The following is a 25,188-nucleotide window of genomic DNA, read 5'->3' as shown; positions in this document are numbered from 1 at the left end:
GACGGCCCTTTTTGCTGTGTGTGATATTCACTTTATTAATGTAATAACCTTTCTCTTACCCTCTGTTTGTGACAACATCGAGAATAACTCGTTTCCGCCACACGTTTTTGCTCGTTGTTTTCACTGCGTTTTACCAAATTATAACAATTTACTTGTGCCGTATGCATGCGCATACCTTCGCACGCTTTTATGACTCTTATAGGGATTTTTACTATGGCAGATGTAACACCACCGCTTGCACAGCAGCACCTGGACCCCCATGATACACGCAAGCGGATTTTCGCCATTGTGGGAACCTCATCCGGTAACCTGGTGGAATGGTTTGATTTTTACGTCTATTCGTTCTGTGCACTCTATTTTGCCTCCGCGTTTTTCCCCAGTGGTGATGCCACGACGCAACTCCTGCAAACCGCTGGCGTATTTGCCGTCGGGTTTCTGATACGTTCGATCGGTGGCTGGTTATTTGGCTATATTGCCGATAAGCACGGTCGCCCCACCTCGATGCTTATTTCCGTTTGTATGATGTGCTGCGGCTCATTCGTTATCGCCTGTTTACCTACCTATAGAGTGATTGGCCATTGGGCACCTGCTTTGTTGTTGCTTGCCCGTTTGTTTCAGAGGCTTTCTGTTGGCGGAGGAGTATGGCACCAGCGCAACCTACATGAGTGAAGTCGCCGTTGAAGGCAAGCGTGGTTTTTATGCCTCCTTTCAATATGTCACGTTGATCGGTGGACAGTTATTGGCGCTGTTGGTGTTGGTTATCCTGCAACAGTGGCTCAGCGCTGAAGAACTGAAGGCCTGGGGATAGCGCATTCCCTTTGCATTGGGTGGGCTGCTGGCGATTGTGGCGTTATATCTGCGGCGTTCACTGCATGAAACGTCGAGCACCACCACGCACCAGCGTAAAGATGCGGGAACGTTTTCTGGTTTGTGGCGTAATCGGCGTGCTTTTATGATTGTGCTGGGTTTTACCGCCGCAGGTTCGTTGAGCTTTTATACCTACACCACCTACATGCAGAAGTATCTGGTGAACACAGCGGGTATGGATGCAAAAACCGCAAGCGGTGTGATGACGGGCGCTCTGGTGATATTCATGCTGCTGCAACCGTTGTTTGGTGCGTTGTCGGATAAAATCGGGCGACGCACCATGATGATCATTTTTGGCTCGATGGCAGCGTTGTTTACCGTTCCAATCCTCAGCACCTTGCAGAATGTGACAAGCCCATACGCAGCCTTTGCCATTATCGTGATGGCGTTAATGATCATCAGTTTTTACACCTCGATCAGCGGAGTGCTGAAAGCAGAAATGTTTCCTCCTGAGGTACGTGCGCTGGGTGTAGGGCTTTCCTATGCAATAGGCAACGCGCTGTTTGGCGGTTCGGCTGAGTATGTCGCACTGTCGTTAAAATCAGCGGGGATTGAAACGACGTTCTTCTGGTATGTCTCTGCTATGTGCCTGATGGCGATGTTTGTTTCTCTGCTGCTGAACCGAAAAGGGAAAGAAGTACAGATGTAAACGGCGCTACACAGTGCGCAGGATGAAGATTATTCAACTTCGGCCTGTGCGCTGTACAAGTAGGGGAAAACTGGTTATCTTCATGCATCTGGATGTCTAAACGTATAAACGGTTGCAGTGAGGTGTAGTGTCATGCCAATTCGGATCCCTGATGAGTTACCCGCAGTAAGTTTTTTGCGCAATGAGAATGTGTTTGTTATGACCACTTCTCGTTCCAGTACTCAGGAAATTCGTCCGTTAAAGGTGTTGGTATTGAACCTCATGCCGAAGAAGATTGAGACAGAAAACCAGTTCCTGCGTTTGCTCTCCAACTCGCCGTTGCAGGTGGATATCCAACTGCTGCGTATTGATAGCCGTGAATCCAAGAACACAACTACAGAACATCTCAATAATTTCTACTGTAACTTCGAGGATATTGAAAACAAAAACTTCGATGGTCTGATTGTCACCGGCGCGCCGCTGGGGCTGGTCGATTTCTGCGATGTGGTTTACTGGCCGCAGATCGCAAAAGTGATCGATTGGGCAAAAGATCATGTCACGTCCACGCTGTTTGTCTGTTGGGCGGTGCAGGCTGGATTAAATCTGCTGTATGGCATCCCCAAGATGACCCGCAGCAAAAAGCTTTCTGGCGTATATACGCATCACACGGTGCAGCAGCATGCGCTGCTTACCCGCGGTTTTGATGAAACCTTTCTGGCTCCCCATTCGCGCTACGCTGATTTCCCCACAGATATTATTCGTGAGTATGCCGATCTGGATATTTTGGTGGAGTCTGATGAAGCCGGTGCTTATCTGTTTGCCAGTAAGGACAAACGGCAAGTGTTCGTCACCGGGCACCCTGAATATGATGCTCATACCCTTGTGAGTGAATTCTTTCGTGATCGCGATGCAGGCTTGAATCCGACCGTGCCGTTGAACTACTTCCCTGATGACAACCCAGAGAATGCGCCAAAAGCGAGCTGGCGCAGCCACGGGCATTTGTTGTTTGCTAACTGGCTTAACTACTGTGTCTATCAGATCACGCCGTTCGATCTGCGCCGTATGAACCCAACGCTAGACTAAAACCTCCTTCCGTTTTACTCAGGGTGCCCAATGGCACCCTGAGTTGCTGACAAACTTATTTGAAACAGCCATACCCACCTACTTCGGTCATTTCTGTCGACCCCGTCATTCCCGCCCACCACCGTCATTCCCACGAAGGCGGGAATCTCTTGCCGAAGAAACGCGTTCATTCTCACGAAGATCCCCAACTTTCGCCGAGAGTGGCGAGGTAAAGTGACTTTGTTATTAGTCTGATGGGTGCCGAATGGCACCTTTTTTTATGCCTGCCCACTTTCATTGAAAATAATTTCCCTGATTTTTTAATGTTTTTATTTTTTTAAATAATAAAGATAAATTCTTTATTTGATAAAAATGGAAATCGTTTTTGATTTTTAATGTAATTGGATTACGCTTAATTCTGTTGGTTGAAAATTTCGCCCCTTGATAACCCCTCTCTGTTAACAGGGAGCGTGGTACTGAGAAAAGGAACCCGAGAGATGACACAGCAGACAATAAGCCGAGAGTTGGTATTCAGTGAACGTTTTGGCATGGCAGAGCATTCTGACAGAAGAGGCCACCGATTTTCTGGCAGAGTTGGTCAACCGCTTCTTGTTACCAAGAAATGGATTGTTGCTGGAAAGACAGCTACAGCAGCAGAAGATCGATGCAGGTGAGTTGCCTGATTTTATTTCGGAAACGGCTTCCATTCGGAATGCTGACTGGAAAATTCGTGGTATCCCTGCGGATTTACAGGATCGCCGCGTGGAGATTACCGGGCCTGTTGAACGGAAAATGATCATCAACGCCCTGAACGCTAACATGAAAGTGTTTATGGCGGATTTTGAAGATTCGCTGTCTCCCTCATGGGAAAAGGTGATCGATGGCCAGCTCAATTTGCGCGATGCGGTGCGGGGCACCATCTCGTACGTCAATGATGAAGGCAAGATCTACCAGCTTAAACCGAATCCTGCCGTGCTGATTTGTCGGGTGCGCGGTCTGCACCTGCCGGAAAAACATGTCACCTGGCAAGGAGAAGCCATTCCCGGTGGGCTGTTCGATTTCGCGCTCTACTTTTACCATAACTATCAAGCCTTGCTGGCAAAGGGCAGTGGTCCCTATTTTTATCTGCCAAAACTGCAATCCTGGCGTGAAGCGGCCTGGTGGAGCGAGGTGTTCAGCTATACCGAAGATCGCTTTAATGTGCCGCGCGGCACCATCAAGGCCACGGTGCTGATTGAAACGCTGCCAGCGGTGTTCCAGATGGATGAGATTCTGCATGCGCTGCGTGACCATATTGTTGGGCTGAATTGCGGCCGTTGGGATTACATCTTCAGCTATATCAAGACATTGAAAAACCATGCCGATCGCGTATTGCCTGACCGGCAATCCGTCACCATGGAGAAGCCGTTCCTCAATGCCTATTCACGTTACAGCAGGCGAAAGCGGGCATTGAAGCGATTTATCTTTCCGGCTGGCAGGTGGCGGCGGATGCGAATTTAGCGTCCAGCATGTATCCGGATCAGTAGCTCTATCCGGCGAACTCGGTGCCAGCGGTGGTGGCACGCATCAACAATACCTTCCGCCGGGCCGATCAGATTCAGTGGGCCAACCGTATTGAGCCCAATGACGATCGCCATGTGGATTATTTCCTGCCGATCGTAGCGGATGCGGAAGCCGGTTTCGGCGGAGTGCTGAATGCCTTTGAGCTGATGAAATCGATGATTGAAGCCAGGGCGGCGGCGGTCCATTTTGAGGACCAACTGGCCTCAGTGAAGAAGTGCGGGCATATGGGCGGCAAAGTGCTGGTGCCAACGCAAGAGGCAATTCAGAAACTGGTGGCTGCTCGTCTCGCGGCGGACGTGATGGGCGTGCCGACGTTGCTGGTGGCACGCACGGATGCCGATGCTGCCGATCTGCTGACGTCAGATTGTGACCCTTACGATCGTGAGTTCGTGACCGGTGAGCGCACCGTCGAGGAATTCTACCGCACCCATGCTGGTATTGAGCAGGCTATCAGTCGCGGTTTGGCCTATGCGCCCTACGCCGATCTGGTGTGGTGTGAAACCTCAACGCCAGATTTAGCTCTGGCACAGCGTTTTGCCGATGCCATTCATCGCCAATATCCCGGCAAGTTGCTGGCTTACAACTGCTCTCCCTCCTTCAACTGGAAGAAGAATCTGGATGATGCCACCATTGCGCGCTTTCAGGATGCGCTGTCGGAAATGTGCTACAAGTACCAGTTTATTACACTGGCGGGCATTCACAGCATGTGGTTCAACATGTTCGATCTGGCACATGCGTATGCACAGGGCGAGGGGATGAAACACTACGTGGAAAAAGTGCAGCAGCCGGAATTTGCCGATATCAACAAGGGTTACACCTTCTCCTCTCATCAGCAGGAGGTGGGCACTGGCTATTTCGACAAAGTGACCGCACTGACGGGTTCGAAGGAAGAGCAGCAATTCTGATCCTCATCGACCAGTCAGCAGGCTGGCCGTTGTTGCGGAGCACATCATGAGGCGTAATCTGGAGCAACTGGTGGCGCAGACCATTCTGCAAGGATTCGATGCGCAGTATGGCCGCTTTTTAGAGGTGACCGCAGGCGCGCAGCAGCGTTTCGAACAGGCTGACTGGCAGGCGGTGCAGCAGGCGATGAAGCAGCGTATCCACCTTTACGATCACCACGTTGGGTTGGTGGTAAAGCAGTTGCGCTGTATCACCGGGCCACGCTGTTACGACGCGACGTTTCTCGCCAGAGTGAAAACCGTGTACACCAACTTGTTACCGGACTATCCCCGTTTCGAGATTGCTGAAAGTTTCTTTAATTCCGTCTACTGCCGATTGTTCAATCATCGTGAACTCACGACGGATAAGCTGTTTGTGTTCAGCTCGCAGCCTGAGCGAAGGATGGGCGAGATATCGCGCCCACTGTGCCGCGATATTGTTCTGCGTGAAGGCTGGCATGATACGCTGGACAAACTGCTGTCGGAATTGCCGCTGCGCCTGCCGTGGGACGATTTAACGCGGGATATTGGCAATATTGTCACCAGCCTGACGCAGACGTTTAGCGCACAGCAGTTAGCCGGGGCGCGCTTACAGGTGGCTAACGAGTTGTTTTACCGTAACAAGGCGGCGTGGCTGGTGGGCAAGCTGATATTGCCTGAGGAGACGCTGCCGTTTTTGCTGCCCCTTCACCAAATCGAACAAGGCGCGCTGTTTGTCGACACCTGCCTGATCAGTAAAGCGGAAGCCAGCATCGTGTTTGGTTTCGCGCGCTCCTACTTTATGGTGTACGCCCCGCAACCGGGAGCGTTGGTGGCGTGGTTACGGGAGATCTTGCCAGGGAAAACCACGGCGGAGCTTTACTGTGCCATTGGCTGCCAAAAGCACGGTAAAACCGAGTACTACCGCGAATACCTCAATCATGTCGCCGCCTCTCACAAACAATTCATTATTGCCCCTGGCGTTAAAGGAATGGTGATGCTGGTCTTCACTCTCCCGTCCTTCGATCGGGTGTTTAAGGTGATCAAAGATCGCTTTGCACCGCAGAAAGAGGTCAGCGCCGCGCGGGTAAGGTCCTGCTATCAGTTGGTGAAAGAACACGACCGGGTGGGGCGTATGGCAGATACTCAGGAGTATGAAAACTTCGTGATTGATAAGCGCCGGATCAGTGCGGAATTGCTAGAAGAGCTCTACCGCGAAGTGCCTGAGAAACTCGAGGATTTAGGCGATCAGCTTCTGATCAACCATCTCTACATGGAACGCCGCATAACGCCGCTTAACCTGTATCTCGCTAGTGCATCGGTGCAGCAGCAGAGTGATGCGATTGAGGAGTATGGTAATGCCATTAAACAGTTAGCGGCGGCCAATATTTTTCCCGGCGACATGCTGTTCAAAAATTTCGGCGTAACGCGCCACGGGCGGGTGGTGTTTTATGATTACGATGAGATTTGCTACATGACTGAGGTGAATTTCCGCGATATTCCCGCGCCGTGCTACCCGGAGGATGAGCTGGCGAGCGAGCCCTGGTACAGCATAGCGCCTAACGATATCTTTCCCGAGGAGTTTCGCCAATTCCTGTTTGCCGATAAGGCGCAGTTGGCGATGTTTGAGGAGATGCACAGCGAGCTGTTTTCCGCTGATTACTGGCATCATCTACAGGCGCGCATTCGCGACGGCTATGTGGAGGATATCTACGCTTACCGCAGGCGGCAACGCTTTTGCGTGCGCTACGGTAAGCATCAACAGGCCAGCTAACGCCGGACACCGCTCTAGCTATAGCACTTAGCTATAAAAATAGCGCACCACGTGGAAGAACACCGGGGCGGCGAAGCACAGCGAATCGATGCGATCCATCATGCCGCCGTGACCTTCCAGCATGGCACCGAAATCTTTCACGCCGCGAGCGCGTTTGATGGCCGACATGCATAAGCCGCCAGCAAAGCCCAACAGGGTGATCAACAGCGAGATAAAGAAGGCTGCAACCGGGCTAAAGGGCGTAACCCAGAACAGCGCGGCACCGATCAGGCTGGCGCTGAGAATGCCGCCGACAAACCCTTCCACCGTTTTATTCGGGCTCAGCTTGGGCACGATGGCGCGCTTGCCCCACAGCTTGCCGAACACGTACTGCAATACATCCGAAATCTGTACCACAATCATCATGAACAGTACCAGCTTGATGTTCTCACCCTCAAAACCGGGAATGGAGAGCATCAGAAGCGCTGGGGCATGGCTGACGCAGTAGACGGCGATCATCAGGCTCCATTGGATCTTGGCACAGCGTTCGAGGAAGTGCATGGTATCGCTCGCCAGTGCCACGCGGGCGGGAATAAACAGAAAGGCATACACCGGAATGAAAATGACAAACAGGTTGTACCATTCGATCCCTACCAGCAGATATTGCAGCGGCAGGATGATAAAGAAGCACCAGAACAGCGCTTCATGATCGCCCCGACGCGTGGGCGTCAACGTCACGCATTCGCGCAGTGCGTAGAACGACATCAGCGCAAATAACACCACGGAGCCTATTGGGCCGATCAACATAGCGATCACCGAGATGGTACACATCACCCACCAGGCGCGGATTCTGGCGTTGAGGTTGGCAATCGTGTCGTTTTGCTTGCGGCGTGAAAGTATGAACCCGATCAGGCTGGCAACTATCAGCAGAATAAACAAACCGCCTAACAGCAGGAGTAATTCATTGTCGACTTTACGCATGTGACAACGCCTCCAGTGCCTGTTTCGCCCGGTTCAGAAACTCGATTTTAGTTTCATCCGGCACAGGACCAGTAATGGCCTCGCCGAAGGTGGCGCTACAAATAATGGGAACGACCAATCTTGAGCCTTTTGGCAGCACGCGATTCAGGTTTTCCAGCCATATCGGCACCAAACGCGCATCGGGGTAACGTTGCAGCAGGTGGAACAGCCCGCTTTTGAATTCGCCTAATTCGTCCCCGCCACCGCGTGTGCCTTCGGGGAAGAATATCAATGACTCCTGCTTTTCCAGCACCGTTACCAGTGGAGCCAACAGATCTTCACTGGAGAATGACGCTCCGGATTTCCGTTTACGCTCAATCAGCACGGCACCGAAAATGCGCGCAGAGAGATAGCGGCGCAGTGCCGATTTTTGCCAGTAATCGGCGGCAGCGACGGGGTGGACCCGATCGCGCATCGTGGCAGGCAGGCTGGCCCAGATCACCAAACCATCAAGATGGCTGCTGTGATTCGCGTAATAAATGGTTGGCTGTTCTACCTGCGGGGTGGTGCGCCAGCGTGCCTTGATACCCGTCAGTAAGCGACATACGGTAACCAGCAGCGCACGTACCAGCGTTTTGTCGGGGCTGAATGTCATGACGGTTCTCCTGATGACAAGTCGCGGATAATCTGGCGAGTACGATTGATGCAGGTTGCCCCGGCACCTAGCAGTATCGCAGCAAGGATGAGGGTAAAAATAGACTCTCCCCACTGTGGCACCATCGCGGCCACCACGGCACCGACGGTGAACAGCGCCATGCGATGCTGTTTCGCCATGGGACCGCTAAAGCGCTGCGCCAATCCGCAGGTGCCACCCAGCAGGCGAATATACGCGGTTGCCAGTGCCAGCAGTGCCGCACCCCAACCCTGCATCGGTGCGTAAGAGTGTTGCAGTATGCCGTAGCCTACGCCCAGCAGCAGCAAAGTATCGGATACGCGGTCGGGCAACTCGTTATACACCGCCCCAGCCGGACTGCGCATGCCCCCCTCAACCGCGACCATGCCGTCAAGCAGGTTACACAGTAAACGCCCCTGAATACCGAGCGCGCCAGCGATCAATAGCCCCCGTTGCAGGAGTACGCTGTCACAGCGCCACACGATGAGAAAACAGAGCGCGCCAAGGGCGGCGAACAGAATACTAAAGAGTGAGATAGCATTGGGCGTATAGCCTTTACGGCGTAAATAGCGTGCTGCCGCCGTTGCCCATCGCGTCTCGCGCGCCCGAATCGGACGGCGATCCTGGATGTCCTTTTCCATAACTGAGTGCTCGTGAAGTGAGGTCGAGAGCGCACATTATAGCCAAGTTTACAGAAATATTAACGGGTTCCACCATACGCCAGCGTCACCTCTTTGGCAGCGCTAATTACTAACGCCCCGAGTTCGGTCACGCGATCATCCGTGATGCGGGATATCGGGCCGGAGATGGAGATGGCGGCAAACGGTTCACGGTGCTCGTCGAACAGACAGGCCGCGATGCAGCGCAGCCCCAGCGCGTGTTCTTCATCGTCAAAGGAGTAACCGCGTCGGCGGATTTGCGCCAAATCTTCTTTCAGGTGCACTGGTGAAACCAGCGTGGCATGGGTATAAGCATGTAATCCTTTCCGATGCAACAGGCTGCTGACCTGATCGTCGCTCAGGTTTTCCAGAAAGGCTTTTCCTGCGCCGAAGGCGTGCATCGGGAGCTTTCCACCAATCGGTGCAGACATACGCATCAGCGCGGTACACTGTACCTGGTCGATAATAATAGCCTGATGATCGCTGTTGTCCAACACCGCCAGATTGACGGTTTCGCCCGACGCTTCCATCAGCTTGCGCAACATTGGGGGGCACCATGGCAAGCAGGTTGCGGCTTTGCAGAAAGCTGCTGCCGACGATAAAAGCATGAGAGCCGATGGTCCAGAACCCTAAATCACCCACCTGACGCACAAAGCCTTGCTGCTGCATGGTGGTCAATAAACGGTGGGTGGTGGAGTTGGGCAGACCCGCCTGCTGCGCCAGATCGGTAAGCGCCACGCTGCCGTTGGCTTGTGCGATCAGTTCCAGCAGCGTTAACCCGCGCGTCAGTGACTGTACCTGGCCTGTCGCCTGTACGTTGGTGCTGACCGCACCCCGTGGTTTTTTGCCGCGTTTGGCAGGCTCCGGTGGCGTCATATTTCGGCTCCTTTCTGTATGGTGGAATTAGTTTTCATTTTTTCCTCAAAGATTACAACTATTCTTTAGGTTTCAGGCAGGTTAGTAGCGAAAGGCACAAAAAAGGGGGGAAAGACTGAAAAACTCTCATGTGACGCGGAACGGGCAGATTGTTACGATAGGCAATCATAATTTGAATAAGACTAACAAGTTCGGTGGGGTTAGGGTGTCAGAGCAAAAACAGGTAACGGCGGTGAATCGGGTGGCGGCCTTGCGCGAGCAACTGGCGCAGCGCATTTTGGTGCTGGACGGCGGTATGGGCACCATGATCCAAGGCTACCGGTTGCAGGAAGCCGACTATCGCGGTGAACGCTTTGCCGATTGGCACAGCGACCTGAAAGGCAACAATGACCTGCTGGTGATCACCCAACCTGCGATTATTGCTGCGATCCACGATGCCTATTTTGAGGCTGGCGCGGATATCATCGAAACCAACACCTTTAACGCCACGCCGATCGCGATGGCTGATTACGACATGGCTTCACTGTCGGCGGAGATCAAACTGCTGGCGGCACGCCTGGCTCGCGCCAGTGCGAACAAATGGACGGCGCAAAACCCGGCCAAACCGCGCTATGTGGCAGGCGTATTGGGCCCAACCAACCGCACGGCATCCATTTCTCCGGATGTAAACGACCCCGCTTACCGTAATATCAGTTTCGATCAATTGGTCGATGCCTATCGAGAATCAACCCGCGCGTTGGTTGAGGGCGGCGTCGATATCATCATGATCGAAACCATCTTTGATACCCTGAACGCCAAAGCCGCAGTGTATGCGGTAGAAACCGAATTCGAAGCGCTCGGTATTGAATTGCCGGTGATGATCTCAGGCACCATTACCGATGCCTCTGGTCGTACCCTGTCAGGGCAGACCACGGAAGAGTTTTACAATTCACTGCACCATGCGCGCCCGCTCTCTTTTGGCTTGAACTGTGCGCTCGGGCCGGATGAGCTGCGTCAATACGTGGCGGAACTGTCCCGCGTTGCCGAATGCGTTCGGAGAATACGATCTCGATGCCGCCGATATGGCGGTGCATATTGGGGAATGGGCGCGTGCCGGATTCCTCAATATCGTTGGCGGCTGCTGCGGTACCACACCGCAACACATTGCCGCCATTGCCAAGGTGGTTGACGACGTTGCGCCGCGCCCGCTGCCGGATATCCCGGTGGCGTGCCGCCTTGCCGGACTGGAGCCGCTGACCATTGATGTGGCGACGCTGTTTGTTAAGGTAGGGGAACGTACCAACGTAACCGGTTCGGCACGTTTCAAACGCCTGATCAAAGAAGAAAAGTACGGCGAAGCGCTGAATGTTGCTCGCCAGCAGGTGGAGAGTGGCGCACAGATTATCGACATCAACATGGATGAAGGCATGTTGGATGCTGAAGCGGCCATGGTGCGCTTTCTTAATCTGATTGCCGGTGAGCCGGATATCACCCGTGTGCCGATCATGATCGACTCCTCCAAGCGGGAGGTGATTGAAAAAGGACTCAAGTGCATTCAGGGCAAGGGCATCGTGAACTCCATCTCGATGAAAGAAGGGCTCGACGTCTTTATCGATCACGCGCGTCAGGTGCGGCGTTACGGCGCTGCCATGGTGGTGATGGCGTTCGATGAAGTGGGGCAGGCGGATACCCGCGCGCGTAAAATCGAGATCTGTCGTCGTGCCTACCAGATCCTGGCGCAAGAGGTTGGCTTCCCGCCGGAAGACATTATCTTTGACCCGAATATCTTTGCCGTTGCCACCGGTATCGAAGAACACAACAACTATGCCGTGGACTTCATCGAAGCCTGCGCGGATATCAAGGAACAGTTGCCGCACGCGATGATCTCCGGCGGCGTCTCGAACGTGTCGTTCTCCTTTCGCGGTAACGAACCTGTGCGCGAAGCGATTCACGCCGTGTTCCTCTATCACGCGATTCGCAACGGGATGGACATGGGGATCGTCAACGCCGGTCAGTTGGCTATCTATGACGACTTGCCCGCCAAGCTGCCCGATGCTTTAGAGGATGTGGTGCTCAACCGCCGTGACGATGGCACCGAGCGACTGCTGGAGATGGCAGAGCGCTATCGCGGCAGCAAAACCGACGATGAGAGCAACAAAACCCAGGCGGAATGGCGCGGCTGGCCGGTGACAAAACGGCTGGAATACGCGCTGGTTAAAGGCATTACCGAATTTATCGAACTGGATACCGAGGAAGCGCGTCAGGAGGCCTCTCGCCCCATCGAAGTGATTGAAGGGCCGCTGATGGACGGCATGAACGTGGTGGGCGACCTGTTTGGTGCCAGGAAAATGTTCCTGCCGCAGGTGGTGAAGTCCGCGCGCGTGATGAAGCAGGCGGTGGCTTACCTGCAACCCTATATTGAGGCGAGCAAGACCAAAGGCAGCAGAGCAGGCAAGGTGTTGCTGGCGACGGTGAAAGGCGACGTGCACGATATCGGCAAAAACATCGTCGGCGTGGTGTTGCAGTGCAACAACTACGAAATTATCGATCTGGGCGTAATGGTACCGACCGAGAAAATCCTGAAAACCGCCCGCGAAGAGCACGTCGATATTATCGGCCTGTCTGGGCTGATCACCCCGTCGCTGGATGAAATGGTCAACGTGGCGAAAGAGATGGAGCGTCATGGCTTCACGCTGCCGCTGCTGATTGGCGGCGCGACCACCTCCAAAGCGCACACGGCGGTGAAGATCGAACAGAATTACAGTAGCGCAACGGTGTATGTGCAGAACGCCTCGCGCTCCGTCGGCGTGTTGTCAGCGCTGCTGTCGGATAGCCAGCGCGATGAGTTTGTAGCGCGTACCCGCAAAGAGTATGAAACCGTGCGCATTCAGCACGGGCGCAAGAAACCGCGTACTCCACCGATGACACTGGCGGCGGCACGCGCTAACCATAGCCCGTTGGATTGGGATGACTACACTCCGCCAATGGCACACCGCGTTGGTGTGCAAGCCGTCACCGCCAGCATTGAAACCTTGCGCAACTATATCGACTGGACGCCGTTCTTTATGACCTGGTCGTTGGAAGGCAAATATCCGCGCATTCTGGAAGATGATGTGGTCGGTGAAGAGGCCAAGCGCCTGTTTGCCGATGCGAACGCCATGCTTGATACCCTCAGTGAGCAGGGAACGCTGAATCCGTGCGGCGTGGTAGGCTTGTTCCCCGCGAATCGGGTAGGGGATGATGTTGAGGTGTATACCAACGAGCGCCGCGATGAGGTGCTGTTGGTGACTCACCACTTGCGTCAGCAAACGGAAAAAACGGATTTACCTAACTACTGTCTGGCGGATTTTGTTGCGCCAAAAACCTGTGGCAAGCCGGACTATCTCGGCGCGTTTGCCGTCACCGGGGGCTTGGAGGAAGACGCACTGGCAGAGGCTTGGAAAGCACAGCACGATGATTACAACAAGATCATGGTGAAGGCGCTGTCAGATCGTCTGGCGGAGGCGTTTGCGGAATACCTGCATGAGCGGGTACGTAAGGTGTATTGGGGCTATGCCGCTAACGAAAACCTCAGCAACGAAGAACTGATTCGTGAGAATTATCAGGGTATTCGTCCGGCACCGGGCTATCCCGCCTGCCCGGATCACACGGAAAAAGCGCAAATCTGGCAACTGCTTGATGTAGAAAAGCACACAGGCATGAAGTTGACAGAATCCTATGCCATGTGGCCGGGGGCCTCGGTCTCGGGCTGGTATTTCAGTCACCTGGAAAGCAAATATTACGCCGTAGCGCAGATTCAGCGCGATCAGGTCGAAGACTACGCCGCGCGTAAAGGCATGTCAGTGTCCGATGTCGAACGCTGGCTGGCCCCCAATCTGGGGTATGATGCGGATTAATACGATGGGATAGGCTCTTCACGGTCAGCAAACTTACTGCTTGCTGACCGTGGGACGACTTCCTAAGCGATTACTTCAATAGTGGTAGCGGCAGGCGGCTATAAGAATGGAACCCTCTGCAATGGCATAAACCAGGCGATGCTCTTCGGTGATGCGCCGGGACCAAAAACCGGACAAATTGTGTTTCAAAGGCTCTGGCTTACCCTTACCTTCAAAAGGCGTTCTCAAAACATCTTTAATTAGTGCGTTGATCTTCTTAACCATGCGTTTATCTGCATCCTGCCAGTACAGATAATCCTCACATGCTTCTTCAGACCACGTTAGCTTCATTCAATGATGTCTTTTTCTGTTCCTTCACCTGCTTTCAAACTTTCTATTGCGTTCATAAGCCTTTTGGCATTTGCCGGCGAGCGTAACAGATAGGCGGTTTCTTCCAAAGAGTTGTACTCTTCTAGGGACATGAGAACACAAGCCTCACCGTTTTGCCGGGTAATCAATATGGGGGCGTGATCTTCCACCGTTTTCATCATAGTTGCTGATAAATTCTGGCGGGCTTCGCTGTAACTGATAGTTCTCATCATGTTCTCCTCTTTGCACCTCATCATTGTACAATGATGAGTTTTTTCACTAGTACTAAATAGGGTATGCACTACGTTCCGGTTTTGTGTATCTAACATCTTGATGCCCACAGCGATCCAAGTGTTATATTATTTAATGAGAATTGTTATCATCTTTGTTGAAGCGGTTTTCTGCAAGTGTTAAGGTAAAGTCTGTGGTATTCTCCCTCGACCATTTCCCCAGCCGCGCTGGCCTGACGGTGGACCCCTGACGATGATGAACGCCTACTCCCCCTCGCTGCCCGAACACCAGTTTTCCGTTGATGATTTCTTTGCCTTTGGCGAACGCTACGGGATCGACTACCGCTTCCCTGAGCTGGTCTCCAGCCGCGATCGGCGCAAAGCGCAGCGCGTGGTGGTGCAAGGCCATGTGGAAGAGATGATTCTCTCTTCTGGCATCAGCCTGACCAGTTCCGATGTGCACGTGATGCAACCCTATGAGTCCACGTCGCTGCAAGGTTCACCGCTCTACACGCTGGTGGTGCTGGGCGGTTGTATCAACCTGCGGGTGAACCAGCGGGAATTTGTGGTACGTGCGGGTATGGCCTTCAGTACCCGTCTTGGGGAGCAGGAGGTGATGCATGTGCGTCAAGCGGTCGATCATCCGCTGCGCACCTTGGCGTTGGGTATTCATCCCGGCCAGTTGCAACTCCCCCCGCTGCTTGCCGCGTTACTGCATCAGTGGAAATGCCGTGAGAACGCAGCCTTTGTATGGCCGGTGCCCGATTACCTGCTGGCGGGCTTGCAGCATGCGTTATCCCCTTCGAGTGCAAGCCTGGCGCGTCAGTTGATGCTGGAAGGTACGATGCTGCAACTGCTGGGTCATGGCCTGGCGCTTGATCCCGTGGGTCAGCAAGGGCGTATAACCGCGCCACCCAGTGAGCTGCGGCGGCTGGATGCGTTGCGCGATCAGTTACAACTGCACCCGGAAAAGCCCTACACCCTGACGGCGTTAGCACAACAGGTCGCCATGAGTCCTACCAGCCTGTGCAATAAGTTCCGGCATGCCTATGGTATCTCGGTATTTGATTTCCTGCGCAACAGCCGATTGGCGCTGGCTTACCGTTTGCTGGAACAGGGCCATCCGGTCCAACAGACTGCCTGTATGTCGGGATATCAACACGCCACCAATCTGGCTACCGCTTTTCGGCGTCACTACGGCATTGCTCCCAGCGACGCGCATAGCGTCTAAGTCTGGTTTATTCCACTCGAGGTTCCCCGTCGCGTGCACCTTTGTCATTGCGCATACGTAACCCGTTAGCGCGCATAGCTTGCTCTTGCATGAAAACGGTAATAATTCGCATTTACAAGCACAGGTGAGGCGGAGAAGGGTATGTTGAGAAAAACACAGTTAGCGCTGATGGTTGGCTATCTGGCAAGCGGGTTTACCGGAAGCGTTCTCGCGCAGGATAACGGTAATTCAGCAACGGACAATTCGACAACGAACAAACCGGATACGCTGATTGTCACCTCTCAGGTGCAAAGCGGGGCCACCAAGCTGGCAACGCCCGATATTGAAACGCCGCAGTCTGTATCAATTGTTACGCGCGAACAGATGCTACAGCAGGGCGCAACCAATGTGCGTAAGGCGCTGGGCTATACGCCGGGTGTCTACAACAATCAGGTGGGTGGCACCAACCGCTTTGACTATATCGTGATGCGCGGTTTTTCGGACGGTAGTCTGGATAACGTGTTCCTCGACGGGCTAAAAATCATGGGAGACACCAACTCACACAGTTCGCTAGTGGTGGACCCCTGGTTTCTTGAAAGTATAGAAGTGGTGCGTCGCCCGGCCTCGGTGCTGTATGGCCGTGCCTCTCCGGGGGGCATCGTGGCATTGAGTTCTCGCCGCCCGGCCTTTGAGCAAAGTGGACAAATCAAACTGTTCGCAGGGAATAATTCACAGCGCGGTGCCACCTTTGATCTAACCGGTCCGCTGGACGATGACGACCGTGTGGCATTCCGCCTCGGCGGGATCGTGCGCAAAGCGGATACGCAGTTCACCACCAAAGAAGAGCGCTACGCATTGATGCCCAGTTTGACCTGGCGCATCAGTGATAACACCCGTCTGGATCTGATGGCGTGATCCGGAAGGGGGCAATCACTCGGGTGTACCGTATGAAGGTTCGGTGGTACCGCACAATGGCCGCTATATCTCAAACGGCTTCTACGATGGCGAGAAGAACATCGAGAAATACGATCGTCGCCAGAATATGGTCGGTTACAACATTGAGCACAATTTTGACAGCGGTTGGTCGGTGCGCCAGAAAGCGCGTTATTTGCAAACCCGGGTGCATCTAGATCAGGTCTATGGTTACGGTTGGTCGGGGAATAGCGATGAGCTGATCCGCTACTACCAAGGCGCGCGTGAAAAACTCAAAGCATGGACGCTGGATAACCAACTGGATGGCAGCATTGACACCGGCGTACTGAATCAACGTGTGTTGGTGGGGATGGATTATCAGCAACGTCAAAATGACGTTAACTGGCCTACAGGGCTTTTCCCTAATCTCAATGCTTTCAACCCGGTGTACGGTGCGGGCGCGCTGGACTGGTATGCGCCTACCCGAGAAAGGCACAAGCTGCAACAAACCGGCTTCTACGCGCAGGATCAGATTTCCCTCGACCGCTGGCGTCTGACGCTGGGTGGCCGTTATGACACGGTTAAAATCTCAAGCACCAACCAAACTACCGAAGCGCGTAGCGAACTGGACCAAGGCCATTTCAGCGAACGCGCGGCGCTGCTTTACCTGTTTGATAGCGGCGTTGCACCTTACGTCAGCTACTCCACGGCGTTTACGCCCACCAACTTTACCGATGCCAGCAGTGGCCTGCTCAAACCCATGGAAGGCAAACAGTGGGAAACCGGGTTGAAATATCAACCCGTCGGCACGCAGGATCAATACAGCGTCTCCCTGTATCGCATCAATCAGACCAACGTGGCGACGAAAACCCAGCCGAGCGATCCCTACCGGGCCATTAGTGAGATTGAGTCGGAAGGAGTGGAACTGGAAACGTTAACCCATATTACTGATAACCTGAGCATTCAGGCGGCTTACAGTTATAACGACATTCGCTACAAGAAGAGCGGTATCGCCATCGAGCAAGGTCAGCGCGCCGTGTATGCGCCACGAAACCAGCTCAGTGCCTGGGTGAGCTACGACGTCACGAGCGACATATTGGATGGCTTAACGCTGGGGAGCTGCGTGTGCTATGTGAACGGCGTGGTGAGCGATCGTGCTAACACTCATACCTTGCCGTCTTACACGCTGGTGGATATGGCGGTGGGCTATGACCTCTCCAAGGTTGGCTTGAAGGGGCTGAGCGCGCAACTGAACGTCAACAATCTGACGGACAAACGCTATGTCGGTGCCTGTAACTCACTGGATTACTGCTACTTTGGTGCAGAGCGCAGCGTAGTCGGCAGCCTGTCTTACGCTTTCTGATCGCTTTCCTCCCCCGACGCCTGTCGGGGGAGTTTCAAATTCCGCGCTTTCTCAGGGCTACAACGCTTATTCGTCCATTCATTGTGATAGTTTATTCCTTTTTTTCAAATAATTAACAAATAAAACGGAATTTTATGAACGTAACGTCAATTAACGATACGCCACATTATTATCGGCAGGCTGATAACTGTATCAATGTTGAAATGGGCTCGGTGGGCTGTGCCACGGATAGAATGTCTGTATTGCACACCGAGTGTCTGACCTATTGCTGCGCGTTAGCGGTGCTGTCGAAATGGAATGGGCGGTGGTATCAACAGCGTACGCTGCTGCACATCATCGGTGGGTACTTGTTTTGTGGGATAAGGTCAGAGAGCGATCGTAGAACCGATCTCGCCAGCCGATGGATAGCGAAGCTCAAGTCAGAGCTGGCTGACGGCGGGAAGATTATTTTTGTCGGAGGCATCAATTCCTCCTCGGACATGGCGTTTAGCTTGAGCATTCATCAAACCGATGATGAGGGTCACAAACCGCTCACCCTGCCGGGAACCGATATTACGATGGCGGGGGCACTGGGCTTAACGATTCATCCCAATGGTGAGGTGGTATTCGATGTGGCGGGTAGCCGGGGTGAACTCAACCAACAGGAATGTTTCTCAATATTACGCGAAGAGATATAGCGCTGTTCAGGAGATGTTCCCTGCCACACAACGTGGCAGGGAGGCAATTCAACTAATAAAGCCCGACGGCTTTCCACCACAGTAATCCCGCGGTCATAAATACCGCCTGATTCACCAGACTGATAATGAACCCGGAGCGCCACCACACGGCGGTAGGCACATAACCTGCGCCGAACAGTATCGGACCGCGAGCATGGGTATATTGCGTCAGCGAACAGTACAGGCTGCTGGTGAATGCCAGCATCAGCGCCATCGGCACGGGGGGAATACCGAGATTAATCCCCACACTGAGAAATACGGCATAGAGCGCAGCAATCTGCGCATTGCCGCTGGCAAAGAAATAGTGGGTATAAAAGTAGGCGGCGTTCAGCAGCAGTAACACCAGAACCCAACTGGTTCCGGCCATCAAATGACCGACGCTGCCGCCAATCAGATCGCCAAACCAGGTAGTGAAGCCCAGCTTTTTAAGCTGGTTGGCCATCATCAGCAGTGCGGCAAACCAGATTAACGTATCCCAGGCCCCTTTTTCGCTTTTGATGTCCTCCCAGCGCAGCACGCCGCTTAACAGCAGGAAGGAGAGGCCTACAAAGGACGCCGTGGTCGCGTCTACGCCCAGCGAGTCACCAAAAATCCACAGTACCAACAGCAGCAGTACGGTAAAGGCCATCAGCCATTCACCACGCGCCATCGGTCCCATTTTTTCCAGTTCGCTTATCGCCAGTTTAGGCGCATCAGGCGTGTGGCGGATTTCCGGTTTGGTCAGCCACAGCACCAGCGGTGGAACAATCATCAGGGAGATCAGGCACGGCACCACGGCGGCCAAAAACCAACTGCCCCAGGTGATGTGCACGCCGGCATTGGCAGCCAGTTTTACGGCCAGCAGGTTGCCGGTATAGGCGGTCATAAACAGTGCGGCGGTAATATCGTTGACGTTGCCGATGCAGACCACCAGAAACGTCCCGATCTTACTGCGCGAGGCATCTTCTGGCTTGGAGTCGAAACTGCGCGCCAGTGAGTCAGCAATTGGGTATATCACACCGCCGCAGCGTGCCGTATTGCTTGGCATGGCGGGTGACAACACCAGATCGGCAAAGGCCAAGCCGTAGGCCAGCCCTAGCGTTCTCTTTCCCAGCAGACGGATCATCTGCAATGCGATGCGTCGGCCTAGTCCAGTTTTGATAAAGCCGCGTGCGATCATAAATGCCACGACGATCAGCCAAATCAGGGAGCTGTTCAGATCGCTCAACGCGGTTTGAATAGCACCGCTGGCGCTGGTATCGCCTGCGGCGGCCGTTAGCGCAAACAGCGTCATACTGATGATGCCGATAGCACCAATGGGAAGCACGTTAGCCACGATAGAGACGATGGTGGCGACAAAAATCACTGCGGAATGCCAGGCGGGAGCGCTGAGGCCGGTTGGTGGGGACAGGTGCCAGAAAAAGGCGCCGATAAGCAGAATAATCGCCAAAGCAAGCCAGTTCAGGCCATACGACGTTTTGGTCTTCATCCGTTTTCCTTACAACTTGATAGGTGTCTGAAGGAGGAGCTGTAATCAGTGTAATCCCTAAGGGTTACAGGGTTACAGGGTTATCAGCGATCATAGCCGCACTGCTAGAAAACGCGAGATGAAAATGACACGCTTATTGATTTGAATTGGTTTTTATAAATATTGTTAGTTAAATAATTATGTGAAGCGTGTCACGTTTTAAGTGTGACAAAATATGACAAAGGCAGATGCCGTGCGGGGTGAGTAAAAAAAGCGCGAAACGCCTGAAAAGAGCTTCGCTAACCGGTGTGTAAATAATTCTTATACTTTTACTTTGCTTAACATTTCCCGCCAGAAAACCCCTCGCTTGTTAGGCATTGTCTGGCGGGTAAACCGGTTACGGTTTCTCTTTTTCCAACGATTTTCCTGACCAGTAGCCTGCCAGCAGGGGGCCGGAAAGGTTGTGCCACACGGAGAACAGCGCGCCGGGCAGAGCAGCGAGTGGAGAGAAGTACATCTTGCCCAGCATGGCGGCAAGGCCGGAGTTCTGCATGGCGACTTCGATAGCCAACGTGCGGCACGTAGACTCGTCAAAGCCGAACAGTCTGCCCCCCCAGTACCCGCCCAGTAAGCCAATGCCGTTGTGAAGTATGACGGCAATAATCACCATAAAACCGACGGATGCGATATGGCTCTGGCTGCCTGCGACCACGGCGCTGATAATCGCCAGAATAAACACCATCGAAAGCATTGGCAGATAGGGCTCAATGCGTTTTACCACACCGCTGAACAGGTGGTGAACAATCAAACCTGCGCCGATCGGGATCACCACGATCTTCAGGATGCTGAGCAACATGCCCATCACGTCCACGCTGATGGCGGCATCAACATACAGCCGGGTCAGCAGCGGTGTGGCAAACACGCCAACCAGCGTCGAGATGGATGAAATGGTGAATGACAGGGCGACATCGCCTTTAGACAGGTAGATCATCACGTTTGACGCCGTGCCGCTGGCAACGCTGCCCACCAGCACCATACCTGCCGAAAGGCCAGGCGGCATGTTAAACGCACGCGCCAACACCCAGACGGCGAGCGGCATCACCAGATAGTGCAGGAATATCCCAGCGGCAACCGGGGCTGGGCGTGTCAGCACCCGCTTAAAATCCCCGATATGCAGGGTCACGCCCATGGCGAACATGATGAGCATCAGCAGCGTGCTGATATGGGGACTGATGCCGTTAAAGGTGTCTGGTGAGGCATAGGCGGCAACGGAGAGCAAAACGGCCCATAACGGAAACAGCCGAGTCAACATGGCGAGCATAAAATATCTATCCTTATCACTATGAGGGTCCAGATAAAAAAACCGACCCAGAGGCCAGTTTTTTTGGGTGCAATGGCAGGGCGTTATTCAAACAGGCTGTGGTGTAGCGTCTGCACCACGCGCTCTGCGTCGTTGCCCGGCACTAGGAAACACAGGTTATGACTGCTGGCACCGTAGCAAATCAGGCGAATGTTAAACGGCTCCAGCACGCCAAACACCTCTTTGCCGACGCCGCACGCCTGAGAAAGCTGATTGCCGATCAGCGCGACCAGCGACAGGTTCTCTTCCACCTCGACGCGGCACAGGGAAGAGAGTTCGGTCAGCATGGCGCTGGAGAGCAGGCCGTCACCCGCAGAGGTGGAGCCGGTGGTGTCCAGCGTCAGAGCAACGTTCACTTCCGAAGTGGTTATCAGGTCCACCGAAATATTGTGGCGCGCCAGAATGCTGAACACTTCTGCCAGAAAGCCGCGTGCGTGCAGCATGTCCAGACTATGCAAGGTAAGCAGCGTTTGTTTACGGCGCAGTGCCAGCGCGCGGAACAGCGGTGGATTTTCTGTTTTATTGCACACCAGGGTGCCGCCGGCAGAGGGATCCTTGCTGGAGCCAACGAATACCGGAATATCGCTGCGCACGGCGGGCAACAGCGTAGCGGGGTGTAGCACCTTGGCACCAAACGTCGCCATTTCCGCCGCTTCTTCAAAGGTGATCTGGTCGATACGGTGCGCCGTAGGTACCACGCGAGGATCGGTAGTGTAGATGCCGGGAACGTCAGTCCAGATATCGATGCGGTCGACGTTCAACGCTTCACCCAGCAGAGCGGCGGTGTAATCGCTGCCACCGCGGCCCAGCGTCGTGGTGCGCCCTTTGGCTTCACTGCCGATAACCCCTTGAGTAATGATCAGGCTTTCTGCCAGAGGTGGCTGCAACTGGCTGCGCGTCAATGCGCCCAGTGTGTCGCAATCCGGCTCTGCGCGGCCAAAGCGATCGTTGGTACGCATGATTTTGCGCACATCGAACCACTCAGCGCTGATGTGGCGTTCGCGCAGGATCTCAACGAACAGCAGCGTTGACATCAATTCGCCGTGGCTGACCAACTCATCGGTCAAGGCGTTAGAGGTGGCGAGCGCAGCGGCTTCAACAGGCGCGCCACGTTTTCCAGCATGCGGTCGATCTCTTCACGGATCACTTGCGGATGGCTCAGACGATCGATGATGGCATATTGGATATGACGAATTTTTTCCAAATGGACATCGCGCTGTTCTTGCGCCACGCCTTCCGCTAAGGCAACCAGCAGGTTAGTGATGCCGGCAGAGGCGGAAAGCACTACAACGCGCACAGCAGGATCGGCCAACACAATATCCGCACTGCGGTTCATGGCGTCGAAATCGGCCACGCTGGTACCGCCAAATTTAGCGATTCTCAGAGAAGTAGTTGTAGACATAAATAAAAAACACCTCGTGTCAGGGGCGCTGTGGCGATAGTTGTCGCATATCAGCCGTCCATAAAATCAGCCTTGGCACAAGGAAAGAGCGGTAAGCAGGGAGCAGGCGTAGATAAGTAAGCGTCACTAGGGTACACCCAGAAGCGCTCCACCTTGCTGAGCGTGCAGTTTGTATTAATAACCGGCACGTTGCTGGTGACAACCCAGAGGATTCAGCCCCTGTAGTCTATGATGGCATTCCCGTATTGCCCATCATCTCGGCACCGCTCCCCCTGGTTTATCGTCACTGGATTTACGGATCCTGGGATAAATTACCTGGGCGGCGCTCCTCTTATGGCTTATGCAACCGCCTTCGGCGTGGATGCATAAGTTCACCCTTAAAAATAACGGGTTATCTTGCGACTGTCAACCTGCAAACTCGTAGTTGATCCGTAATTTACACTAAATAATTCGCGTTGCAGGAAGGTGGTAAGTGAAGGACAAATCTGTCTGGAACAGATTTGAACGCCGCGTGCGGCGGCCTCGTAAGAGGTGAGGCCCAGGGATGGGCCGAATAACGAGCGCAGCCAACGCATCTGCAACGTGAAGTATGACGGGTATAGCAAGAAAAGGGAGTGCAAGTGATGGTTTAAGGGATACAATCGATTCAGCCTTAGCGATTTTATTATCGGAGACAAGAGTGTTGTTATGAAAAATATCAATCCCAGCCAAACTGCCGCATGGCGCGCTCTGCAACAGCATTTTTCCACGATGGAACAGGTGCAAATCAGCGAACTGTTTGCTCAGGACCCGGATCGTTTCTCACGCTTTTCCGCCACGTTTGATGACCTGATGCTGGTGGACTACTCCAAGAACCGTATTACTCAGGAAACGCTGGATAAGTTGCTCAGTCTGGCGCGCGAAACACAGTTGAGCGAGGCCATTGCCTCAATGTTCTCTGGTGAGAAAATTAACCGCACCGAAGATCGTGCGGTACTGCACGTTGCGCTGCGTAACCGTAGCAATACGCCGATTGTGGTGGATGGCAAAGATGTGATGCCAGAGGTCAATGCGGTATTGCAGAAGATGAAAGGTTTTAGCGAGCGCATCATCAGCGGTAGCTGGAAAGGCTATACCGGCAAAGCGATTACCGATGTGGTGAATATCGGCATCGGCGGTTCGGATCTCGGCCCCTTCATGGTGACGGAAGCGCTACGGCCGTTCAAGAACCACCTTAATATGCACTTTGTGTCCAACGTTGACGGCACTCATATCGCTGAAACCCTGAAAACGCTGAACCCGGAAACCACGCTGGTGCTGGTGGCCTCAAAAACCTTCACCACGCAGGAAACCATGACCAACGCCCATTCGGCGCGCGACTGGTTCCTGAAAACCGCGCAGGATGAGCAGCATATTGCCAAGCATTTTGCCGCGCTCTCCACCAATGCCAGCGCGGTCAGCGCGTTCGGTATTGATACCGCCAACATGTTTGAATTCTGGGATTGGGTCGGCGGCCGCTACTCGCTGTGGTCTGCCATCGGCTTGTCGATTATCCTCTCCATCGGTTTTGACAACTTTGAGCAATTGCTGAGTGGCGCGCACGCTATGGACCAGCATTTTGCCACTACGCCAATCGATAAAAACCTGCCGGTGCTGTTGGCGCTGATCGGGATCTGGTACAACAATTTCTTTGGTGCGGAAACCGAAGCGATCCTGCCTTACGATCAGTACATGCACCGTTTTGCGGCCTACTTCCAGCAGGGCAACATGGAGTCCAACGGTAAGTATGTCGATTGTGACGGCAATCCGGTGACCTACCAAACCGGGCCGATTATCTGGGGCGAGCCGGGCACTAACGGGCAGCATGCGTTTTATCAGTTGATTCACCAAGGGACCAAACTGGTGCCGTGTGATTTCATCGCACCGGCCGTGAGCCACAACCCGCTGGGCGATCACCACGGTAAGCTGCTCTCTAACTTCTTTGCCCAGACCGAAGCGCTGGCATTTGGTAAATCCCGTGAGGTGGTGGAAGCCGAGTTTGCCGCCCAGGGAAAAACGGCGCAGCAGGTTGAGCATGTGGCACCGTTCAAAGTGTTTGAAGGCAATCGCCCAACCAACTCCATCCTGTTGCGTGAAATAACGCCTTACAGCCTGGGTGCGCTTATCGCGCTGTATGAACACAAGATTTTCACCCAGGGTGCGATTCTGAACATCTATACTTTCGATCAGTGGGGCGTCGAGTTGGGCAAACAGCTGGCCAACCTCATTTTGCCGGAATTGAAAAATGACCAGCCAGTAAGCAGCCACGACAGTTCGACCAATGGTTTGATTAACTGCTTTAAAAACTGGCGCGCCTGAGTCGTAGGCACCGATAGGGGGGATATC

12 protein-coding genes, 7 pseudogenes and 1 riboswitch are annotated in these 25,188 nt (G+C 53.8%); of the genes and pseudogenes, 10 read left to right on the top strand and 9 right to left on the bottom strand.

What is annotated here, in order from left to right; genetic code table 11:
• Nucleotides 1–213: 213 nt before the first annotated feature.
• The 5 genes and pseudogenes from CS369_RS16940 to aceK all read left to right on the top strand — a co-directional run bounded on the left by CS369_RS16940 (nt 214) and on the right by aceK (nt 6,814).
• Nucleotides 214–1,516: pseudogene (locus CS369_RS16940) on the top strand (MFS family transporter).
• 132 nt (nt 1,517–1,648) lie between these two features.
• Entirely contained in the window at nt 1,649–2,578 is a 930-nt protein-coding gene (gene metA, locus CS369_RS16935; protein ID WP_196908005.1) for a homoserine O-succinyltransferase, read from the top strand.
• Nucleotides 2,579–3,054: 476 nt separating this feature from the next.
• Nucleotides 3,055–3,985: pseudogene (locus CS369_RS16930) on the top strand (malate synthase A); the annotation flags it as partial.
• Nucleotides 3,985–5,025: pseudogene (gene aceA, locus CS369_RS16925) on the top strand (isocitrate lyase); the annotation flags it as partial. The pseudogenes CS369_RS16930 and aceA, both read left to right, overlap by 1 nt.
• A gap of 46 nt (nt 5,026–5,071) precedes the next feature.
• Nucleotides 5,072–6,814 (top strand): bifunctional isocitrate dehydrogenase kinase/phosphatase, encoded by a 1,743-nt coding sequence (gene aceK / locus CS369_RS16920; protein ID WP_196908004.1) that lies wholly within the window; start codon nt 5,072–5,074, stop codon nt 6,812–6,814.
• Between the two features lie 27 nt (nt 6,815–6,841).
• Here the strand turns inward: aceK and CS369_RS16915 are convergent, their stop codons facing one another.
• The 4 genes and pseudogenes from CS369_RS16915 to iclR form a co-directional block, all read right to left on the bottom strand.
• Entirely contained in the window at nt 6,842–7,774 is a 933-nt protein-coding gene (locus CS369_RS16915; protein WP_196908003.1) for a phosphatidate cytidylyltransferase, read from the bottom strand.
• Complete coding sequence (locus CS369_RS16910; protein WP_196908002.1) at nt 7,767–8,408, bottom strand: 1-acyl-sn-glycerol-3-phosphate acyltransferase; 642 nt, start codon at nt 8,406–8,408, stop codon at nt 7,767–7,769. Before CS369_RS16910 ends, CS369_RS16915 begins: the two co-directional genes overlap by 8 nt.
• Nucleotides 8,405–9,067 (bottom strand): CDP-alcohol phosphatidyltransferase family protein, encoded by a 663-nt coding sequence (locus CS369_RS16905; RefSeq protein WP_196908001.1) that lies wholly within the window; start codon nt 9,065–9,067, stop codon nt 8,405–8,407. The genes CS369_RS16910 and CS369_RS16905 overlap by 4 nt, the downstream gene beginning before the upstream one ends.
• Nucleotides 9,068–9,126: 59 nt before the next feature.
• Nucleotides 9,127–9,961: pseudogene (gene iclR / locus CS369_RS16900) on the bottom strand (glyoxylate bypass operon transcriptional repressor IclR).
• Between the two features lie 232 nt (nt 9,962–10,193).
• Between iclR and metH the strand changes: the two are divergent.
• Nucleotides 10,194–13,836, top strand: a pseudogene (gene metH, locus CS369_RS16895) (methionine synthase).
• A 75-nt stretch (nt 13,837–13,911) separates the two neighbouring features.
• Here metH and CS369_RS16890 read toward each other — a convergent pair.
• Both CS369_RS16890 and yefM read right to left on the bottom strand, forming a co-directional pair.
• On the bottom strand, nt 13,912–14,166 hold the full coding sequence (locus tag CS369_RS16890; protein ID WP_196908000.1) for a Txe/YoeB family addiction module toxin: 255 nt from the start codon (nt 14,164–14,166) through the stop codon (nt 13,912–13,914).
• On the bottom strand, nt 14,163–14,414 hold the full coding sequence (gene yefM, locus CS369_RS16885; RefSeq protein WP_196908014.1) for a YoeB-YefM toxin-antitoxin system antitoxin YefM: 252 nt from the start codon (nt 14,412–14,414) through the stop codon (nt 14,163–14,165). Before yefM ends, CS369_RS16890 begins: the two co-directional genes overlap by 4 nt.
• Before the next feature lie 253 nt (nt 14,415–14,667).
• Here yefM and CS369_RS16880 point away from each other — a divergent pair, with 253 nt between their 5' ends.
• The 3 genes and pseudogenes from CS369_RS16880 to CS369_RS16870 all read left to right on the top strand — a co-directional run bounded on the left by CS369_RS16880 (nt 14,668) and on the right by CS369_RS16870 (nt 18,576).
• Nucleotides 14,668–15,645 (top strand): AraC family transcriptional regulator, encoded by a 978-nt coding sequence (locus CS369_RS16880; protein ID WP_244665067.1) that lies wholly within the window; start codon nt 14,668–14,670, stop codon nt 15,643–15,645.
• Between the two features lie 141 nt (nt 15,646–15,786).
• Nucleotides 15,787–17,899, top strand: a pseudogene (locus CS369_RS16875) (TonB-dependent siderophore receptor).
• Between the two features lie 134 nt (nt 17,900–18,033).
• The gene (locus CS369_RS16870) at nt 18,034–18,576 is read left to right on the top strand and encodes a hypothetical protein (protein ID WP_196907999.1); all 543 of its coding nucleotides are present in this window, start codon (nt 18,034–18,036) and stop codon (nt 18,574–18,576) included.
• Between the two features lie 52 nt (nt 18,577–18,628).
• On the opposite strand, the gene CS369_RS16865 is transcribed toward CS369_RS16870, so the two are convergent.
• The 3 genes and pseudogenes from CS369_RS16865 to lysC all read right to left on the bottom strand — a co-directional run bounded on the left by CS369_RS16865 (nt 18,629) and on the right by lysC (nt 22,824).
• The gene (locus CS369_RS16865) at nt 18,629–20,083 is read right to left on the bottom strand and encodes a DASS family sodium-coupled anion symporter (protein ID WP_196907998.1); all 1,455 of its coding nucleotides are present in this window, start codon (nt 20,081–20,083) and stop codon (nt 18,629–18,631) included.
• 376 nt (nt 20,084–20,459) lie between these two features.
• Nucleotides 20,460–21,383 (bottom strand): ketopantoate/pantoate/pantothenate transporter PanS, encoded by a 924-nt coding sequence (gene panS, locus CS369_RS16860; RefSeq protein ID WP_196907997.1) that lies wholly within the window; start codon nt 21,381–21,383, stop codon nt 20,460–20,462.
• A gap of 83 nt (nt 21,384–21,466) precedes the next feature.
• A pseudogene (gene lysC / locus CS369_RS16855) lies at nt 21,467–22,824 on the bottom strand (lysine-sensitive aspartokinase 3).
• Between the two features lie 133 nt (nt 22,825–22,957).
• Nucleotides 22,958–23,165, bottom strand: a riboswitch (Lysine riboswitch).
• Between the two features lie 346 nt (nt 23,166–23,511).
• On the opposite strand from lysC, the gene pgi reads away from it, so the two are divergent.
• Nucleotides 23,512–25,161 (top strand): glucose-6-phosphate isomerase, encoded by a 1,650-nt coding sequence (gene pgi / locus CS369_RS16850; protein WP_196907996.1) that lies wholly within the window; start codon nt 23,512–23,514, stop codon nt 25,159–25,161.
• Nucleotides 25,162–25,188: the final 27 nt, after the last annotated feature.

The sequence above is a fragment of the Candidatus Symbiopectobacterium sp. 'North America' genome (assembly GCF_015762685.1).
Taxonomy (GTDB): domain Bacteria; phylum Pseudomonadota; class Gammaproteobacteria; order Enterobacterales; family Enterobacteriaceae; genus Symbiopectobacterium.
Note: the sequence above shows the minus strand (reverse complement) of the source record. Positions and strands in the feature narration are given on the sequence as shown.

What these genes read in the sequence shown, in the direction of transcription:
- metA (WP_196908005.1), top strand. Translation starts at nt 1,649, where the DNA reads ATGCCAATTCGGATCCCTGATGAGTTACCCGCAGTAAGTTTTTTGCGC.
- aceK (WP_196908004.1), top strand. Translation starts at nt 5,072, where the DNA reads ATGAGGCGTAATCTGGAGCAACTGGTGGCGCAGACCATTCTGCAAGGA.
- CS369_RS16915 (WP_196908003.1), bottom strand. Translation starts at nt 7,774, where the DNA reads ATGCGTAAAGTCGACAATGAATTACTCCTGCTGTTAGGCGGTTTGTTT.
- CS369_RS16910 (WP_196908002.1), bottom strand. Translation starts at nt 8,408, where the DNA reads ATGACATTCAGCCCCGACAAAACGCTGGTACGTGCGCTGCTGGTTACC.
- CS369_RS16905 (WP_196908001.1), bottom strand. Translation starts at nt 9,067, where the DNA reads ATGGAAAAGGACATCCAGGATCGCCGTCCGATTCGGGCGCGCGAGACG.
- CS369_RS16890 (WP_196908000.1), bottom strand. Translation starts at nt 14,166, where the DNA reads ATGAAGCTAACGTGGTCTGAAGAAGCATGTGAGGATTATCTGTACTGG.
- yefM (WP_196908014.1), bottom strand. Translation starts at nt 14,414, where the DNA reads ATGAGAACTATCAGTTACAGCGAAGCCCGCCAGAATTTATCAGCAACT.
- CS369_RS16880 (WP_244665067.1), top strand. Translation starts at nt 14,668, where the DNA reads ATGATGAACGCCTACTCCCCCTCGCTGCCCGAACACCAGTTTTCCGTT.
- CS369_RS16870 (WP_196907999.1), top strand. Translation starts at nt 18,034, where the DNA reads ATGAACGTAACGTCAATTAACGATACGCCACATTATTATCGGCAGGCT.
- CS369_RS16865 (WP_196907998.1), bottom strand. Translation starts at nt 20,083, where the DNA reads ATGAAGACCAAAACGTCGTATGGCCTGAACTGGCTTGCTTTGGCGATT.
- panS (WP_196907997.1), bottom strand. Translation starts at nt 21,383, where the DNA reads ATGCTCGCCATGTTGACTCGGCTGTTTCCGTTATGGGCCGTTTTGCTC.
- pgi (WP_196907996.1), top strand. Translation starts at nt 23,512, where the DNA reads ATGAAAAATATCAATCCCAGCCAAACTGCCGCATGGCGCGCTCTGCAA.